17 protein-coding genes are annotated in these 18097 nt (G+C 43.4%); 12 read left to right on the forward strand and 5 right to left on the reverse strand.

The window, feature by feature from the left end; all coding sequences use genetic code 11:
- Positions 1-603: 603 nt before the first annotated feature.
- Positions 604-1455 (reverse strand): META domain-containing protein, encoded by an 852-nt coding sequence (locus V7R55_RS02290; protein WP_334056973.1) that lies wholly within the window; start codon positions 1453-1455, stop codon positions 604-606.
- A 189-nt stretch (positions 1456-1644) separates the two neighbouring features.
- On the opposite strand from V7R55_RS02290, the gene V7R55_RS02295 reads away from it, so the two are divergent.
- Entirely contained in the window at positions 1645-2160 is a 516-nt protein-coding gene (locus tag V7R55_RS02295) for an Mpo1 family 2-hydroxy fatty acid dioxygenase (RefSeq protein WP_334056975.1), read from the forward strand.
- 57 nt (positions 2161-2217) lie between these two features.
- Here the strand turns inward: V7R55_RS02295 and V7R55_RS02300 are convergent, their stop codons facing one another.
- From V7R55_RS02300 to V7R55_RS02310, 3 genes are all read right to left on the reverse strand, one after another.
- Positions 2218-2874 (reverse strand): crotonase/enoyl-CoA hydratase family protein, encoded by a 657-nt coding sequence (locus V7R55_RS02300; protein WP_334056976.1) that lies wholly within the window; start codon positions 2872-2874, stop codon positions 2218-2220.
- Positions 2875-2980: 106 nt separating this feature from the next.
- Positions 2981-3187 (reverse strand): hypothetical protein, encoded by a 207-nt coding sequence (locus V7R55_RS02305; RefSeq protein WP_334056978.1) that lies wholly within the window; start codon positions 3185-3187, stop codon positions 2981-2983.
- Position 3188: 1 nt separating this feature from the next.
- Complete coding sequence (locus V7R55_RS02310) at positions 3189-3554, reverse strand: hypothetical protein (RefSeq protein WP_334056980.1); 366 nt, start codon at positions 3552-3554, stop codon at positions 3189-3191.
- Between the two features lie 197 nt (positions 3555-3751).
- Between V7R55_RS02310 and V7R55_RS02315 the strand changes: the two genes are divergently transcribed.
- The 9 genes from V7R55_RS02315 (at position 3752) to V7R55_RS02355 (ending at position 14417) form a co-directional block, all read left to right on the forward strand.
- A complete protein-coding gene (locus V7R55_RS02315) occupies positions 3752-5782 on the forward strand; it encodes an aminotransferase class V-fold PLP-dependent enzyme (protein ID WP_334056982.1) in 2031 nt (676 codons plus the stop codon).
- 27 nt (positions 5783-5809) lie between these two features.
- On the forward strand, positions 5810-7048 hold the full coding sequence (locus tag V7R55_RS02320) for a hypothetical protein (RefSeq protein ID WP_334056984.1): 1239 nt from the start codon (positions 5810-5812) through the stop codon (positions 7046-7048).
- 18 nt (positions 7049-7066) lie between these two features.
- Positions 7067-7948: a transglutaminase-like domain-containing protein gene (locus V7R55_RS02325; protein WP_334056986.1), complete on the forward strand. Its 882-nt coding sequence runs from the start codon at positions 7067-7069 to the stop codon at positions 7946-7948.
- A gap of 120 nt (positions 7949-8068) precedes the next feature.
- Entirely contained in the window at positions 8069-8851 is a 783-nt protein-coding gene (locus tag V7R55_RS02330; protein WP_334056988.1) for a TrmH family RNA methyltransferase, read from the forward strand.
- Between the two features lie 37 nt (positions 8852-8888).
- Positions 8889-9896 (forward strand): ribosome biogenesis GTPase YlqF, encoded by a 1008-nt coding sequence (gene ylqF / locus V7R55_RS02335; protein ID WP_334056989.1) that lies wholly within the window; start codon positions 8889-8891, stop codon positions 9894-9896.
- Positions 9897-10019: 123 nt separating this feature from the next.
- Positions 10020-12293 carry a galactose oxidase early set domain-containing protein gene (locus tag V7R55_RS02340; protein ID WP_334056991.1) on the forward strand — a complete coding sequence of 758 codons (2274 nt, stop codon included), beginning with the start codon at positions 10020-10022 and terminating at the stop codon, positions 12291-12293.
- A 12-nt stretch (positions 12294-12305) separates the two neighbouring features.
- On the forward strand, positions 12306-13211 hold the full coding sequence (locus V7R55_RS02345; protein WP_334056993.1) for a hypothetical protein: 906 nt from the start codon (positions 12306-12308) through the stop codon (positions 13209-13211).
- A 108-nt stretch (positions 13212-13319) separates the two neighbouring features.
- Positions 13320-13811, forward strand: a complete 492-nt coding sequence (locus V7R55_RS02350; protein ID WP_334056995.1) for a WbuC family cupin fold metalloprotein — start codon at positions 13320-13322, stop codon at positions 13809-13811.
- A gap of 384 nt (positions 13812-14195) precedes the next feature.
- Positions 14196-14417 carry an XRE family transcriptional regulator gene (locus V7R55_RS02355; RefSeq protein ID WP_014950268.1) on the forward strand — a complete coding sequence of 74 codons (222 nt, stop codon included), beginning with the start codon at positions 14196-14198 and terminating at the stop codon, positions 14415-14417.
- Between the two features lie 137 nt (positions 14418-14554).
- Here the strand turns inward: V7R55_RS02355 and V7R55_RS02360 are convergent, their stop codons facing one another.
- Complete coding sequence (locus V7R55_RS02360; RefSeq protein WP_334056997.1) at positions 14555-15835, reverse strand: pectin acetylesterase-family hydrolase; 1281 nt, start codon at positions 15833-15835, stop codon at positions 14555-14557.
- Between the two features lie 345 nt (positions 15836-16180).
- On the opposite strand from V7R55_RS02360, the gene upp reads away from it, so the two are divergent.
- Together upp and V7R55_RS02370 are read left to right on the forward strand one after the other, a co-directional pair.
- Positions 16181-16810 (forward strand): uracil phosphoribosyltransferase, encoded by a 630-nt coding sequence (upp, locus tag V7R55_RS02365; protein ID WP_334056999.1) that lies wholly within the window; start codon positions 16181-16183, stop codon positions 16808-16810.
- 184 nt (positions 16811-16994) lie between these two features.
- Entirely contained in the window at positions 16995-18020 is a 1026-nt protein-coding gene (locus V7R55_RS02370; protein WP_334057000.1) for a LacI family DNA-binding transcriptional regulator, read from the forward strand.
- The last annotated feature ends 77 nt before the right edge of the window (positions 18021-18097 follow it).

The following is an 18097-nucleotide window of genomic DNA, read 5'->3' on the forward strand; positions in this document are numbered from 1 at the left end:
TACAAGCGAGTACATCTCTTTGGTTTCAATACGATGAATAGTGTTGAAACTATTTTTCTCGCTAAGCGTTCGAAGCGCCCGAACTAATCGCTCTACGCTTAATAAACACCATTTTAGTTTTCTTTACCTTCACCTCTATCTGAGCACTGTTTCTGCAGGCTTAATAGTGTTTGATTTAGTTAAAGAAAAGCAGTGTTTTTATTTTAATTGGCTGTTCAATAAAAATAAATTGTATAGTGTTCTAACTATTGTTTCAACGTTGAAGCATATTTAACGGCAAGTGATAAGGATGTTAAGTGCGTGTATTTACGGCTTAAGTGGCTGATTTTTAGTGATTAAAGGCGTAACATTAAATATATAAATAAAATGCTAATTACCGGGGACGGTGTTTGTTTCAAAGAGACGGAACCGCGAAAAAGTGTTTAATTGAAACTATTTGACAGAGAGTGGTGGCTGGCGCAGTGCTTTGCAAAGCACATGGCGAGCATTACACGAGCATAGCGGTTTCGGCACTTTATAGAAAGCGCCGACGCTCGCTATAGAAAGTAGTTAATCTTTCTCAATAAGTTTTAGGGCTTGTATGATAATGATGCTGCTTGAATTTTAATGGTCAATTTTACAGTGATAGTAGCCAGAATTTATGGAAAGGGTGGCAACATCACCTTTATTCCAATACACCACACCTCTGTTATTGGTGTATTTCGCTCCCGATGCAGAACGTGATAGCTGCACGATGTGATGCATATTGTTGATTGAGACTGCTTTTGTATCTGGGCCAAGTGTATTCACACGCAGCTCTGTGATACTGGCGTTTGGCGTCTCACACTTATAGGTTCTCCTATTGGCTTGTGTAGTAGCGCCGGCAATATCTTGCTTTTTAGCTGTCTCTTTCGACCCTTTTTTAATTCCAAGGCCGCGTTTATTAGCAGTAACAGAGTTTGATCCTTGGGAGGAGGATGAAATTATCGCTTTTACTGTTTCGTTATCATTGCTGTCATAAAGAACTAGCCACGTGTTATCCAATATTGCGTAAGTTTTCGATGAAGCCAGAGCATCTACGAAACTTTGCTCTTGTTTCATAAGTGCTGGGGCGCACATCTTTCTGGTAAGTACAATTTTATCGGCAGAGAAGAGTTGAGCATTGCTCTCTGCACTGAATGCTTTGTTTGCATTCGCAAGATCGAGCGCCCCTGTATATTGATTACAGCCTGTGCTTCCGCTTATTCTGCTAACATCACCACTTACATTCACATCAAGAGTAACGTGGCTAAAGTCGATAATGCCTGCTTGATTTATGCTTTCGACCTGCCAATGGCTAGCTGAAAGTGTTAGCTTGTTCTCCTCACTACTTTGTCCTTGTTCATCATTCGAATACATTGAAGAAACTGAACTACAAGCCGTTAAGGCGAGAAGTGCAGGTACTGCTAAAGTCAAAAGGTACTTCCTTTTATTCATGAAAACTCCACTTATTATTCATCAATAGCGGTAGGAGTCGCTTTTCACGACTAAGTTCAGCAATATTACTCAGTTAAAAAAACGTACATGCTAAGCCAGTTTTTTTCTGTTTGTCGTTAAGCCGACAGTTTGCGTGGGATCGCAAGGAGTAAACTGACCATCACAATACAAATAAAATGTTGGCGCAGTATGAAAAATCTAGAACAACACTTAAGTGAGTACGCTAAGTACCATAGAGATCAGAAAAACATCTACACCCATTATATCGGCATCCCGCTTATTGTTTTTTCGGTGCTCTGCTTACTCAGTAAGCCTGCATTTCTTGTGAATGCCCCCATTTTGGGAGCTATGGTCATTAGCCCAGCTTTGTTCGTTTGGGTGATAGGCAATGCATTCTATATCAAGTTAGACATAAAGCTGGGCGTTGTTATGGCATTTATTACAGGAGCTATGGTCTATTTCGCTCAACCTATTGCTCAGCTTAGTATAAATATCTGGCTTGCTATCTCTTTAGGCATTTTTATCGGTGGGTGGGTACTGCAATTTATTGGTCATCATTTCGAGGGAAAAAAGCCTGCGTTCGTAGACGACATAATGGGGTTGGCCATAGGCCCACTTTTTGTGCTTGCTGAATTGAGTTTCGAATTGGGCCTAAGAAACGCCCTCAAAGAAGAGATTGAACGCCGTTCTGGACCTGTAAAGTAATTGCTTTAGACAGCGCGTTGAAACAACCAGTCTCAACGCGTTGTTATAACTTAAGCGCTAAGCTTTCATCTTCTCTATCGTTTCTTTACGCAATTGTATTTTAGACTCAGCAAAAGACTTCCTAGGTAACATCTTGAGTTTTTCTGCATAACCCATGGCTGTCGCTAATACCTGCTCTTGAGGTACTGCTGCATCTAAAAAGCCTGCTTTAACCGCTTCACTGCCTTGATAGATGCGCGAGAAAAGTAAGGCTTCAGTTTGGCTAGTATTAGCGAGTCTGGCTTTGGCTAGTTCCATACCGAATGGCGGCAGCACCATACCAATGGCGGTTTCATTAAGACCATACTTAGTATCTGCATCTTTACCAATACGCAGGTCCGCAGCCATAAGCATAATTGCGCCCATTGCAATGCTGTGACCTTCTGCAGCAACGACAACAGGTAGCGGAAAACTATACAGGCGCACAATTAAATCAGCGCCTTTTGATACCAGTTCGTGTTGTTTTGCTTTGTCGTCAGCTTTCATTACTGACAAATCAAAGCCCCCGCAAAACTTGCCTTCACCGCCGTGTAATACAACTGCTTTTGCGTTTTTCTCTGCTTCATCTAAGGCATCATTGAACTGCTGAATAAGCTCAAAGCCGACGGCGTTAACTTTTCCGTCGTCAAAGGTGATTACTGCAATATCGTTATTAATAGCTAAATTAAACGCCATGGTATGTCCTGTCACTTTCTTGGTAGGAATTAATGTACGCCACACTTTATTAAGCGCAACTTTCTAGCAGTGATTGTAGGTAATTGATATCTATTATGATAGTGCTTTACGCATCGTCTTCGGGATATGTGCTATGAATATCATTGATAATATGGGGAAGTTCTGCAATAAGCTTCTTTTTGTAACGGCGTTGCCTGCGTCGTGCTTTAGCATTATTAGCCCTCCATTGCGCTCTTTTATCTTTCACTATTCGCTCTAGGTCTTGGCCGTCTTGAATCAGAATTGCATCATTAATAGTTGTACGTTTTGTCATACTAAAACTCCAACTTTAGCTGTTTATTGCGCCACTGTTTCGAGCGCTGGTTGAGTACGTGAAGCGAGACACTCTCAGTGGCTATCTGTCTCGCCAGATTTAATGCAGCGCAGGCCTGTTCGTCGGTCAGGTTTTTATAGGCCGGTGAGGGAATAACCTCATACCACGCACAGCCGACAGTATTGTCTAAAATCACCCGCATGAAACAGTGGTCATGATGTATTGGCCAGGCGTTTTTCTTTGTAGATGCAATAGAAGGGAGCACGTTCTTCGCGTAATGTAAGAATTCTCGTAGATTATTTACGTGCTCTGTGGATTTTGAAAGGTAGGCATGTGGGGATTGAGTTAGAAAGGTAGATGTATGCATATGTGTATTCCCCCTGTTCAACTCAAGTAAAAACTATTGCTAAAGTTGAGCAAGAGTTTACACGACACCAATGAAATTCAGAGTTACACTATTTTTAGTTTTACTGTTTTTCTTTATAGATTCTTAGTTTATTGATTCTTAGCCTTGTGAGTTTTAGCTTAGCGCCAAATACTCATTATTAATTACATGGTTGGTTAATGCGCCCTCATTTAAAAATTCTTGTTATAGAAGATGCTGTTGATCTGTTGGAACAAATTACGTCGAGCATAAGCAATACCATTGCTTACTTCGACCGAAGTGACGTTGAAATAAGCCTGCTTGAAGCGAACTCAGTTGCAAAGGCATTGCAATTTGTTCGAGAAGACGGTGACATTCAAGCTGTGGTATTTAGCTGGGATGTGGTGGCGAAGGTTAAAGAGCTGACAGACGTTGAGCCTTTATTTGGCGTACTTAATGAAAATACGAGCCCCGCAGCAGAAAGCGTTAGTTCACAAAACGCGAACGAGAAAACAACAAGCGAAGAGTCTTCTGCACACAACGCGGTGATTGATAACAACGCGAAAGTTATCGACGCCATTAAACGCATTCGCCCTGAACTTCCCGTGTATGTCTTAGGCGATGCCGTAAAAGGGTTAGATATAGTAAACCAAGCCAATGGCATTGAATCATTCTTCTATCGTAACGACATTATTTCAGACCCAGAATCTATTCTGGGTTATATCATCAATGACTTTGACGATAGAAACGAAACGCCGTTTTGGACTGAATATAAAGACTATGTGGTAGAGTCTAACGACTCGTGGCATACGCCAGGTCACAGCGGTGGCGCAAGTTTTAGAAATTCACCCTATATCATTGATTTTTATCGTTTCTTTGGCCGCAACGTATTTGTTAGTGACTTATCGGTAAGCGTAGACTCACTAGGCTCACTCTCAGATGGCACTCACGCTATTGGAAAAGCGCAAGCCGCTGTCGCGAATACATTTGAAGTTCGCCATTCCTATTTTGTCACGAACGGCTCGTCTACATCGAACAAAATTATTTTGCAGACGCTGTTGCGTGAGGGCGACAAAGTTATTGCCGACAGAAACTGCCACAAGTCGGTGCACTACGGCATTATTCAGGCGCGAGCCATGCCAGTGTATTTAGACAGTGTATTTAATCCTGAATACGGTATTTTTTCACCGCCTAGAATGGCGCAAATTAAGCAGCTTATTAAAGAAAATACTGACGCTAAACTTATCGTACTGACGGGCTGTACCTATGACGGGTTATTGACCGACCTTAAGCAAGTCGTAAATTTAGCCCATGAGCATGGCATTAAAGTGTTCATTGACGAAGCATGGTTTGCGTATTCCTTGTTCCACCCTGCATTGCGTGACTACTCGGCTATCGCCGCTGGGGCAGACTATATTACTCACTCTGCGCACAAAGTGGTGTCGGCGTTCTCACAAGCATCCTTTATTCATGTGAATGACCCTGACTTTGACAAGGACTTCTTTAAAGAAGTGTTTGCTATTCACACCAGTACCTCGCCTAAGTATCAACTGATTGCCTCGCTTGATGTATGTCGGCAGCAGCTGGAAATGGAAGGCTACAAAATCCTTAATGAGCTATTAAGCAATGTTGCCGAACTCAAATCGCAAATGGCCAAGTTCAAGCGACTTAAAATACTCTCGCCTAGTGACTTTGCGAATATGTTTTCTCACTTTGAAAGTGACAACATTGGGCACGACCCCCTTAAAATCTTAATTGACGTTTCGGCACTTGATTATTCAAACCAAGAAATACATCGTTTCTTGATGGACGAAGTCGGTTTAGAAATAGAGAAGTTTACCCATAGCACTATTTTAGTATTGCTTACGCTAGGTGGAATGCGCTCTAAAATTGTAAGGCTGTACAACGCATTGAAACGTCTTGATGACGGTGCTGTTAACCTTAGTAAACGCAAGAGCAAAAGCCCGTTACCGGCAGACATTCCGCCCATTCATTTAGACGACCTTCCGTCAAAAGCGTTTTTCAGCCCTAGAGAAGCCATTCCATGGCAAAACAGCGTTGGACGCACTGCAGCTGGCTTAATTACTCCGTACCCACCCGGTATTCCACTTATTGTTCCTGGACAGAAAGTGGAGCAAGCGCATATTGATTACCTTCAGGCCCTGGCAAGCCAGAAGCTTACTGTACAAGGTATTTACGACGGTGACATTTATGTGGTTGCTGAAGAATAAAAACCTTAAAGTTAAAAGGAATTAAAAATGATGAAACGTTCTTTGCTTGTATTTAGCTTAATGTCAGGTCTTGTTGCTTCACCCTTGAGCGCTAAAGATTATGTAACAAGCGAACAGTTACCTGATTGGTTTAACACGTCATTGAAAAAAGAGGCGAGGGACTTGCCTCGCACCAGAGTGTCGCTACCAGTGTTTCCTATCAACGCAACTGCCATTGGTACGTGGTCTGATGCTACACCAATTGAAGACTATTGGTATTTCACCGTTGATATTGGTTCGGAGTCTCCTGTCGAATGCTGGGCTTTTCAAGACTATGACGGCTTAGCAAATTCTCTTGTGAACATGATGAAATATGCAGTATCCAATATTTCAAAAGCACAGGAGAAAGTGCTCGATAGCCAGTTTAATTTTAGTTTGGATATGTCAACAATGGGGAATACACCGGTATTCGCCTACAACTTGCTGTACAACCTAGGTGAGCCTGAACAGCGTGTGTCGGGCCTACTCAAGGGAATGTCCGCTGAAACAGCGAATGGCCTTCAGGTTTGTTTGCACAATGAAGTGGGCTATCGAGAAACATTCAAAGACGTATTTGCGTCTTTTGTGAATGCCGTAGACAAATCCTCAAACCCGCAGCCTTTCTTTCACGCTATTAATGGCATGAAGATGCACGGCGAATTAGTGGGAATAGTGTCGGAAAAATTTTTAAAAGATGCCGACGGCGATGTTGAGATTGTTGAGACAACGTCGTTAATATTGCCCGTCGATGAAAGCACGGTAGCATCCACTGACGCCCGCGTTCGCTCATGGAGTCGCGCTGACGGTACGTTAATCAACGCGTATCAGTATGCAGTAGAAAATAGTGAATTAAGTTCTTCAATGGGTATTTCTATGCCAGACGATAAATGGGTGTTAGAAGGTGAAATACAAAGCAAAGCAATTTCTTCTGAACTTGCTTTCACCGGAGAGTTAATTTCAAACTTTGGCGCCTACCTTGAAACGCAAAAACTAGCGGCGTCAGATAAAACGTCGGCTAACTATTATACGTGGAATGCTGACGCAGACCCCACCCAGGCGACAGAAACAGAGTTACAAAAAAATGGCACTGAAAATGGCTTACTAAAACTGACTGCGGACGTCATAGGTTTTAAAGTCAACTATACGGTGGATGAGGCGTTTATTATGCAAAACGCTGAAATGAAAATGGGGCCTATGGATTTCCACATTTCACCCTTGTATGTGTCTGGTAAGCCAACAGAGCTGTAACTCGGCTATTGAGAACTAATGAAACATAAAATAGTCAGAAGAAAAGTCACTATTATCACATTATTGCTTAGCCTTTGGGCTGCCAACACTGTTTATGCGCAAAGCACGCCTAAGTTTGCAGTAATCCCTCTAACGCTAAGCGAAAACGTGTCGTTGCCCTTTGGCAATGAGATATTGCTTGATATAAAGGTTTACGACCCCGACTTAGTGAGTTCGGTTTTAGGCCAGTGGCGTGGTATAGAAGTAGCGGGTCACCACAATAATCTTTTAAGGCTTTCAATAAGTGAAAATGTAACGGCGGTGGTAGATGACCAACCGCCACACTCTCAATATCTTGCTAATACGTTTGTAATTGACTATGAAGAAGCGTCGGTTAAAGAAGTAACTTCTGCTTTTTTGTCTGATTATGGTAAAGGTGTAAAAAAAGAGTATGAAGGCATTAGCGCTAGCGTTCAAGAAACAAAAGTACAGAGTTACTCTGCTGAGGTAGGCGCGAAGATTGAAGCATTTATTGCAAACTATATTACCGAGCCTTCTTATATTCATAGCTTCTCCTTTGCATCGACGGTTGCAAAATCTAAGAGCGGAGATTGCACAGAATACGCGGTGCTCTCTGCGGCAGTAGCTCGAGCGCTTACTATTCCTGCCAGAGTCGTCGTTGGTACGATAATAGTTGAAGACAACAGCAATGTAGAAGCGATTGGTCATGCATGGAATGAGTTTTGGCTTGATGGGAATTGGCGGCGAATAGACGCAGCAATGTACGGTGCGGAGTCTATTAATACGTTTTATTTACCCTCTCATATTTTAAGTAACGAAGGGCCTGGTTATGCTTTAAACCTCTCTAAAGCGGTACTAAACAGCCCCGAAAGTATTACTATTGTAAAAAAAGATAGGTGATATCTTATCCTATTGGTAATTGTATGACGCCCTTTTTACAGCGCTATTAAGCGTTGCTGCTTTGCGTTTTGGGTTTCATACCTTACACTTGCGCCGAAAGTTATAAAAAGGGCAGTGCAAATGAAACTAAGTGACGTGAAAAAGCTTCATCAAAAGAAATTTAGAACGCAGTTCGGGTTCTATTTGGTGGAAGGAGAGCACTTAGTTTTAGAGTTAATTAATGTTGCTCAGCATGACAGTAGTACATTAGGTGATATCACCCTTTATGTAACGGCTGAGTATGAGGCATGGGTGAAAGAAAGACTTGATTCTTCAGTCTCTAATATGAAGGTAGAAACGGTATCGTCGCAACAAATGCAGCAACTAAGCGATACTAAATCACCTCAAGGTATTATCGCTCGCGTTCCACTTCCTAACTCCGTGTCATATTCAGAGCGGTCACAAACCAGCATTTCAGCAAACAAACCCAGTACCGAAAAGTACATCTATTTGTATGAAGTTCAAGACCCTGGCAACTTAGGCACCATACTAAGGACGCTAGCGTGGTTTGGTGATTTTACGCTGTTACTAAGCCCAAACAGTGTGGACCCATATAACTCGAAAGTTGTGCGCTCAAGTATGGGGGCTATTTTCCATGTAAACATGGAATTAAACGTAGCGCTTGAAAGCCTAGGCGAGCGGTTCGAACGTTTCGCTTTCTTGGATATGGATGGAAGTAATATCACCTCTAACACCTTTGGTGATTACCAATGTTATCTGTTTGGCAACGAAGCACGTGGCGTGCCTGTTGACGCACTATCACAGCTTAATGCAACGGCGTATACCATTGCGGGAAGCGGTAAGATTGACTCGTTAAACTTAGCCAGCGCTGTAAATATCTGCGCTTATGAATTAACCCGTTAAGCACGCACTCTCAACTCGATTACGATAGGACACAACCATGGCATTACAATGGTTCCCGGGGCACATGCACAAAGCCCTAAAAGAAATTAAAGAGTCGCTTAATCAAGTAGACATTCTTATTGAGGTGCTTGACGCACGTATTCCGTATTCCAGTGAAAATACTGAAATTGCAAAAATACGCGGCGACAAGCCCTGTATTAAAATTCTTAATAAGTATGATTTGGCAGACCCAGAAATTACTGCGCGCTGGCAGGAGAGCTTAGAGAAAGAGCGCGGCGTGAAGACGATTACAACCTCTAGCGATAACCCGGGCAACAGCAAGCAAATTATGCAGCTGGTTAAAAGCATTTGTTCGTATAAAGAAGGTCAGCCTAAAGCAATTAAAGCTATGATCACGGGTATACCTAACGTGGGCAAATCAACGCTAATAAACATTTTGGCTGACCGAATCATTGCTAAAACAGGCAACGAGCCAGCCGTGACGAAAAGCCAGCAGCGCATAAACTTAGGCAGCGGTATCATTTTGTTTGATACTCCGGGAGTACTTTGGCCTAAGCTTGAAAACCCACATTCCATTTATCGCTTGGCTTCATCAGGTGCTGTTAAAAACACCGCCATGGAATACGACGATGTCGGTTTTTTTGCAGCAGATTACCTCATTAAAGCGTATCCAGAGGTAATGAAGGAGCGCTATAAGCTGGAAGAGTTGCCCGACACTGAAATAGAGTTTCTGGAAGCTGCCGCTAAAACGCGCGGAGCAATTCAAGCGGGTGGTCGCGTAAATCTTCATAAAATATGCGAGATTCTGCTTAAAGAACTGCAGTCGGGCAAGTTGGGGCGAATAACGCTAGAGACACCGGAAATGCTAGAAGTCGAAAAAGAAGAAATGGCACTTGAGGCGGCGAAGAAAGCTGAAGCGAAAGCCAAGCGTAAAGCAAAATTCAAAACAGGCTCGTTAACACCTGATAAGAAAGATCGGAAAGAAAAACGAGAAGAGAAGCGTCAAGAACAAAGCCGTAGAATGCGGGCTCAAAACAAAAAATAAAAAATATAATATTTTTTGCATCCAAGCATCCGATTGAGTCGTTTGGTTAACATGCTGTTTACATTTGTGATCTAACTTTAGAGATAAAACGGCATGTTAACTTAACAAGAATAGGATGCCACAATGCACAAACGTCCACTGGTTTTACCCACACTCACATTACTTACATTAAGTATCACCTCTCACTTCGCCCTTGCCGATCGTAATAAGGGTAAGGTTCCCATCGTTACCCCGGAATGTTCAGATATTGCTGTTTGTAAGCAGCAGGGTATTTTTACAAATCCTTTCGAAGAGCCGTTAGTGACGGGTGAATTCCCAGATCAAGACAACACGAACATTACTAACCCACTCAACAACTATCCAGATAATGGGAAATGTGAAGAAAACGAAGACGGTGTGCTGAAATGCAAACCTGCCGCAGGTAGTTTGGCGCTATTGAACGATGGCCGTATTCTTTATTTTAATGCGTTAGAAGGCACAGAAAACGTTGAATATAACGCGCTGTTGGAAATCGGTTCAGCCATAATTAACGATCAAACCCGCGTGCTGACGATGAAAAACGACAAAGCGAGTTGGATAGCGCCATCACCCGTCGATGCAGGGGCAAACCCTGATGGCAATGATTCAGAAACCATTATTGGCGATATCACGGGCTTTTTAGGTACGTCGTTGCCCCTTGATTTGAACACCGATGACGATAGAACCAACAACGACGGTGCGCTTTTTTGTGCCGATTTGGTCGGTTTACCTAACGGCGAGCTTATGGCTGTGGGGGGAACTGATTACTATCATGAGCCTGGTGTGAACACGAGCCTACTTGGCGAGCCGATTAATTTCGGGTTGTCTGAACTAGAAGGGCTTAAAAATAGCCGTATTTTCAATCCTGACGATAACAGCTGGCGCAAAACAGGGGATATGAATTTTGGACGTTGGTACCCCAGTGCATTGTCGTTAGCAAACGGAAACGTGCTGGTAGCAAGTGGCGTTACTAAGTTAGTGAAGCCGGTTTATTTAACCCGCCCTGAAACTTCAGGTCGCAATGTTACCGTTACCGAAACCTACGACACATCGTGCGGAGAATGGACTGATAACGGCCCACTGGCCGAGCGTTCACTGCCTCTTTATCCAAGATTACACCTGCTGCCAAACGGTCATGTATTTTACAACGGGGGCGGACAAGCATTTAACCCATTCGGTCAAAGCTACGATCAGGCATTATGGAATATCGTCGCCGCATATGACCCGCAGTCAAAAACATGGGCTGACCTTGGTTTCGCCGGTCTTCCACTCCACTTGAGCGAAGCGGGTATTTCTGACTTGGCAAGCTTCCTCAATGTGACTAACACGCAAGCTGATGAGTCGTTAAGTGGTTTACTCACTGGTTTAACGGAAGAGCTTATCGCTAACCCCTTCGATGCGCTAGCGCCTATAATCGACGACCCGTATCGCTTAGCTGATGTACAAGCCCTGCTCGGTGCTGGATTTAGAGGTTCAACATTTTCAATGATGCTGCCGCTCACCCCAGATGAAAATGGTCATTACAGTAAAGCTGAGTTTCTTACCGCTGGTGGCGTGTTAACCGGTGTTGCGGCAACAAGCCCAGGTTTGTATTTAGGGACAAATTTAGCGCGTATCGACTCGGTAACTATTGAAGGCGAGAAAATGTTATATGACTCTCGTTCAACAGGGAGTCTTAATCAGGGGCGCTGGTATGGAACAGGGGTGCTATTGCCTACTGGTGAGGTGTTAGTCGTATCGGGCGCGGACAGAGATGAGGTAGTGTTACCTGGAACAGGTAAACCCATCTTGAAAGCGGAAATATTTGACCCTGAAACTGAAACATTTAAGCAGGTTGCCGAACAAAATAGACCACGTACTTATCATAACTCTGCTGCCTTGTTACCTGATGGTAGTGTGTTGATTGGTGGGCATGCTCCAATTAACACCGCTTATGCCTATAGCGTTACGCTTCCAGGGTTTTCGCCAAACGACGGAAGAGATCCTTCCTTTGAAATCTATAAGCCCTCTTATATGTTTGGCGACCGTCCTGCGATTGGAAAAAGAAACAAAACCGTCGCGGTGGGAGAACGTTTTGCGGTAGGCCTTAAAAATACCGATGCCGCTACCGCAGCCATGAATGCAAAAATAGAGTCGGTAGTGCTTATAAGACGCACTAACATTACTCACTTGATAGATGGCGATCAGCGAAGCGTGGAACTTCCTATTTTGCGCAAAAACAACAGAAAAGTGGTGGTGAAAATGCCTAGTCAGCAAGCGGTGGTTCCACCAGGGGATTACATGCTCTTTGTAAATGCGCGTAATGAAAACGGGGAGTTAGTTCCTTCTGCATCAAAAGCCATTACGGTAACAGGCGAACTCTCGGCGATGTGCCAGTAGGAGAATATAGCTATGATTAAGCGAGTAATATCACTAAGCATCATGCTGTGTGCAGGTTTATTAACGGCCGCAAATGCATCTGCCCACGGCGCTTCAGCTGTCGCGGGCGAGTGGCTACCTGTCATTGAAAAGGTCGACACCCAAAACGCTAATGTAATTTCTCAAATTCAAAGCTCACCATTGGGTAATGAAATTCTTGTAGAGTTTACCGGCAAAGGAAAGCTTGAAGTACTTGGAAACGACGGAGAGCCTTTTATTCGCATAACGCCAAGCGGCGTTTACGCGAATTGGGACCACCCAATGTGGTACAAAGTACAAACCGCAGGGCCTAGACCATTGCCAGAGTGGGTGACAGACAATAAGCTGGAATCTAAATGGGAGCTGGTAAGTAAGAATAACTACTATGGCTGGTATGACAAACGACTTGAAAAAACAGATGAGCACATCGATAACTGGAATGTTGCGATTGCTTTAAACGGAAAGCGTAGTGATATTTCCGGTTACTTTAAGTCTTTGGCGCCCCCTGATAAGCGTACTTTGGTAACCGTAGATAATGCGTCGTCGCCAATCGCGGACTTGAACGCTATGGTGGTCCCAGGCGCTGAACGGGCAATTCGAGTTAGTTATAAAGGGGATCATCATATGGTGGTATTGGATGAACACCAATCGCCCATGCTCAGGTTTAGCCCAAATGGTGTGGAAGTGAATACGCACAGCAAAGGGTGGCAGTCGCTTGGACGAGCGCCAGTAACTACGGATAAACAATGGGTTAAGGTCTCCTCTCAAGCGGCGTACACCTGGCCTGACAGTCGGTTAGAAAAACGAAGCGAGGAAGGCTGGAAGATCCCTGTGTTCTGTCACCAAGATAAAAAAGTGAAGCATATACAAGGTGGATGGATAGAGGTCGCGAGCCTTTGATGATGTGGTAACTTACATTAGGAGATCTATTGGTCACTTAAGCTTGCATTGCTTCGTGAAGGAGCGATACGCTTTAGACACTATCGCAATAATTAACAGGACGTGACGTTGGACACTATTCAGTATTTTGATAAAGCATTGTTTGAAACGCTTAAGCAGTCGGCAGAGACAAGCCCTCGCCGGCGAGCAAATTTTAACGTCCACAAATCTTATACTGATATGGTCCAGCGTCTTTTTATTGCAATGATGGCCGATTCTTACGTGCGGCCTCATCGACATGTACAGTCTCATAAGTGGGAGTTCTTCATGGTGGTAGAAGGCGAATTAGACATTCTATTTTTCAGCGAAGATGGCGACGTTGAAAACAGAGTAACGCTAACGGCCAGTGGAGAGACCAGCGGAATTGAGATTCCTCCTAATACCTGGCACGCAACGGTGTGTCATAGCCCAGTAGTTTTCATGGAAGTTAAAGAGGGCCCTTACGAAGCCGTCGATGATAAAGGCTTTGCAAGCTGGTCTCCTGAAGAAGGAAGCGACCAGGTCCCCAATTTTCTAGCATCACTCAAGCAAGCGGCGGTGGGTGATAGCGTAGCCTTTTAAAGGTACTTCTTGTCTAATCACTCACCCATAGCCTACTGTAGGCACTTTCCTTTTTGGAAAGTCATTGCTATTGCTTATCTACATGGTATGGTTAAGGATAAGTGACTGAAGGCCGCTGCTGAATTTTTAAAAAGCACCGAAGCCTAAACATTTAGCTTAGTCGCGGCACAGGGTCGTTTGTACAAGCACATTGTGAAAAGAGAATTATCATGCAAAACGTTTCAACTGGTTATTTTTATAATTTTAATTACTGATTGCACCTGACCGTCGGTGTTCAGGGGCAAGTATTGGCTTCTGGGCACTGCAGGTAAGAACGTTTTGCAAAAGCCCAGAAGGTATCACCATCTGGGCTTTTTTAATGCCCGAAATTCTCGGTAAAAGACAATGAAAGAAATTACACTAGGTGACATAAGAAAACAGCACAGGGTTAAACAAGAAGTTGTAGCAATGGCATTATCGGTAACGGCTTCTGGCGTGAGCAAGTTGGAATCGAAGCGTATCCAGGATGTTTCTCTTCAACGCGCAGCAGCATATTTAGCAGCCGTTGGCGGAAATATGAAAATTGAAGTGACTATGCCAGATGGCGCTACATTACAAGTAGGGTAAGGGAGAAGGGGCTTTTGCTTTAAAAATGCTAAATTATAACCAACAAGTCTTCGTCTTTAAGATGGCTAATCCAACCGCTACTGGATTGGACTCGCCATATTGTTGGTCAATGCTAATAAGAATTTGAGCTGCGTATTCTACTGATAATATGCTGCGCTATTTTCTCTAAAGCGGCGTGATGTAGCGAACGTATATAGCCACTCGTTAAAGGAAATACCCTGTGCACTCTGCTCATTGTAGAATGGGCTAGGCGACGATACTGGGAATGCATTGTCCTCACAGAAATCGTTTAGCACCATATGGCACGTGCCTTCTCCAATATAAAATTGGTAGTTCCATGTGAATGCTGACAGCGCATGAACCGATGCATTAGCTTGAAGCTGCCAGCCAAGTATGTAGCCTAAATCAGATTCTGTTACTCCCCATGTCGTTGGGTCTAAATTACCTCTTGAAACCTGATCTGAAATTTTTGAAAACTGAATTTGGACAATATCAGTCCCGGTTGAATACTGGGCAAAGCGATTCCAAGGGTACTGATAAGCTAGTCGCAACATCACCTGTTTATTAAGGGTTAGATAGTTAAAGTTACCTATTAAACGTTGGAAATTTCTTGGAAGTGTGTCTTCAATACCCCACGGGCCTTGATAATTTAGCACTGTTTGCGTAAAACCTTTTGAAATAACGCCTAGGGACGCATCAGCAAAAAGCGCTACTTTGGTGCGTCCAAACAGCGATTGGAAGTAGGGAAAGTTGAATGTAGCGCCGTATCCACCGGCACTACTTCCACTGAGTAACACTTTATTAGGTGATAAATCATCATTATTCAGTTTATCTTTAATCCACTGCATAACAACTAGCGCGTTGTCGTGGCCACGGTGTCTTAATGTAACTTCTGCACCTGGTAGGCCTGTAACGATTCCAAGCTCGTCAACATACTGCGTATCTTTAGAGCCCAAGTGTAAGTCGCCAGTACAGTAAGGAATGAAAACTTTTGACCAAGTTTGAAAAGGGTTTTCTTCCGTATCCTCAAATATTCCGCCCGAAATAAAAGGCGTATTCTCGATTACGGCTGAAGGATTATAAGCGGCCCGTGACATCGGGTTGTCGTCGAACTCGAGCTGCATAGAAGCAAGGCAGGTTGCGTCATCCCAGCATGCGCCTCCACCGTTAAAGTAAATCAGTAAATTGTCACTCTCGCCCTGTTCGAAATAAAACGAAAATGGATTTGGAGCTAACCCTTCAGGCCCAGGTAAAGCGGGAAGGGAACATGATGGATAAGCGGTTTTCTCTCCACCGCCAGGTACAGATACGACAACTTCATTATGAGGCGTAATTTGTTCCCATTGTGCGAACGCATTATGAGTACAAAAACTGAGTGCGATTATAGCAAGATAACGAAAACGTTTAGCGTAAGGCATAAACAATTCCTTTTGAAATAGATAAACATGGTTTTATAAAGTGACTTTAAGCAGGCTTTATGAAAGAACTGTACTTCCCGTTGTTCTCACGAATTACCAATAGAAATATATCCCTAAATTCCAGCGAAACGAGTGTGAAAATATCGCATAGGGTTACTAAATGGCTCCATAATAAGTACATATGGATATTGAAAGCTGCAACTCTAGGTTAAAGCAAATATGAGTGCTGTCTAGAGTAAAAAATGACATTTCAAAGCATTGAATAAACATATTTTTACGACTAATCGCTTTAACTCAAGTACGGCTGGGTTAAAATAGCATGAAATCGATTACTAGGAGTCTTACATGGCCGTTCATGAAATTACCCACCCTCTCATTGCGCACAAATTAGGGCTTATGCGAAATGCCAAAATTAGTAGCAAAGATTTTCGCGAGCTTGCCTCTGAAGTAGGAAATCTGCTGACCTATGAAGCAACGCGAACGCTGCCGACAGAGCGAGCTACAATTAAAAGCTGGTCAGGCGACGAGGTAGAAGTAAGACAAATTAAAGGGAAAAAGATAACGGTAGTGCCTATCCTTCGCGCCGGGTTGGGGATGTTAGAAGGTGTATTAGAGCTAATTCCAAATGCGAAAATTAGTGTGGTTGGGCTTTATCGCGATGAAGAAACCCTTCAGCCTATTGCTTACTTTGATAAGGTAGTTAAAAATATCGACGAACGAACCGCACTGATTGTCGACCCTATGCTTGCAACCGGAGGAACGTTAATCGCAACTATTGACCTACTCAAAAAGAAAGGCTGCCGTCGAATAATGGGGTTGTTTCTTGTTGCTGCACCTGAAGGCATCAAAGCCGTAGTCGATGCTCACCCCGATGTCGATATATTCACAGCTGCTATTGATGAAAGACTGAATGAAAAAGGCTATATACTGCCAGGGCTCGGTGATGCCGGGGATAAAATTTTCGGCACAAGGTAGAAAGAGAGCTTCTTAAAATTAAGCTTCTCAATGTATTTTTATACTTAGACGTTAAATTAGTGACTAAATTGCGCGTTAAACGTTTAAGTTAATGGTATAGTCAAAGGGTAGTCGAAGCGCAAGCTTGCTACCCTTTGTTTATTTTTGATCAGGGTAGTAAGTCTCGTTAAAAGAGCTTATAACAATGAATAAAACGAAACTAACCCTAAAAGATGTTGCTGAGCAGTTAGGCGTATCAACGGCAACCATTTCAAACGCGTTTAATCGTCCAGACCAATTATCCAAAGCGAGGCGCGAAGAAATTTTGTCGCAGTGTAAAAAGATTGGATACAGTGGGCCAAACAAAGCCGCGCAAATTCTAAGGAAGGGCACTTCAAATATTGTGGCTCTAGTGCTCGCCGACAGTATCTCCTATATGGTGAGCGACCCAGTAGCTAGCACATTTATCAAAGGGGTCTCATCTGCTCTGCAAGAGAATGGTAAGCACTTATTACTTTACGCGGGTGATTCAAACAGCCTTCTTGATGTAGTAGATTTTGTTGACGGGTTTATTTGCTATGGTCAGCCTCGCAATAATAATCTGGTAAAAGAATTAGCAGTGTCTCCGAAGCCGGTTGTTACGGTAGATTTTGATATCGAAGATAAGCCGTCGATTAATATCGACAACGAAGAAGCGGCTTATCGGGTTGCGTCCCATGCATTAAAAGAGGGTGACAACGTGGCAATATTTGGGCTACGCCTTATCGATTCACCCTCTACGTGTCGTATATATGATAGCCCATTGATTGATGTAGATAGCTCAATTGCCCACCGCCGTCTTGATGGATATTTGAAAGCTGCGGAAGAAAAAAATATTACGGTAAGCAATGAGCGTATATGGCACCTTCCAGAAAGTGATAGACACTTTGCCAAGCAGGCAGCCAAAGAAGTGTTGACCAGTTCTCCCAGGCCAAATGTTGTCTTGTGTATGAGTGATATCATCGCACTCGAGTTACTTAACTCAGCATTAGATATGGGAGTTAAGGTCCCAGAAGATCTTAAAATAACGGGGTTTGATGGAATCGAAGAAGCCGAGCGTGCTCGACCTAGCCTAACTACTGTATGTCAATCGAGTGCAAGTAAAGGTGTTGAAGCAACCAAAGCTTTACTTAGCATGGTTTCTACCAAAAGTACCTTGCCTTTTGAGCTTCGCGTTGGAGAAACTGTTTAAAGAAATTTTCTCGAAAAGGTTAATAAGACGCCCGAGATAAGTGCGCCTTATTAACCTGTAGCAAGGTTAGATATGCC

Source organism: Alteromonas sp. S005, assembly GCF_036864475.1.
In the GTDB taxonomy this organism is placed as follows: Bacteria; Pseudomonadota; Gammaproteobacteria; order Enterobacterales; family Alteromonadaceae; genus Alteromonas.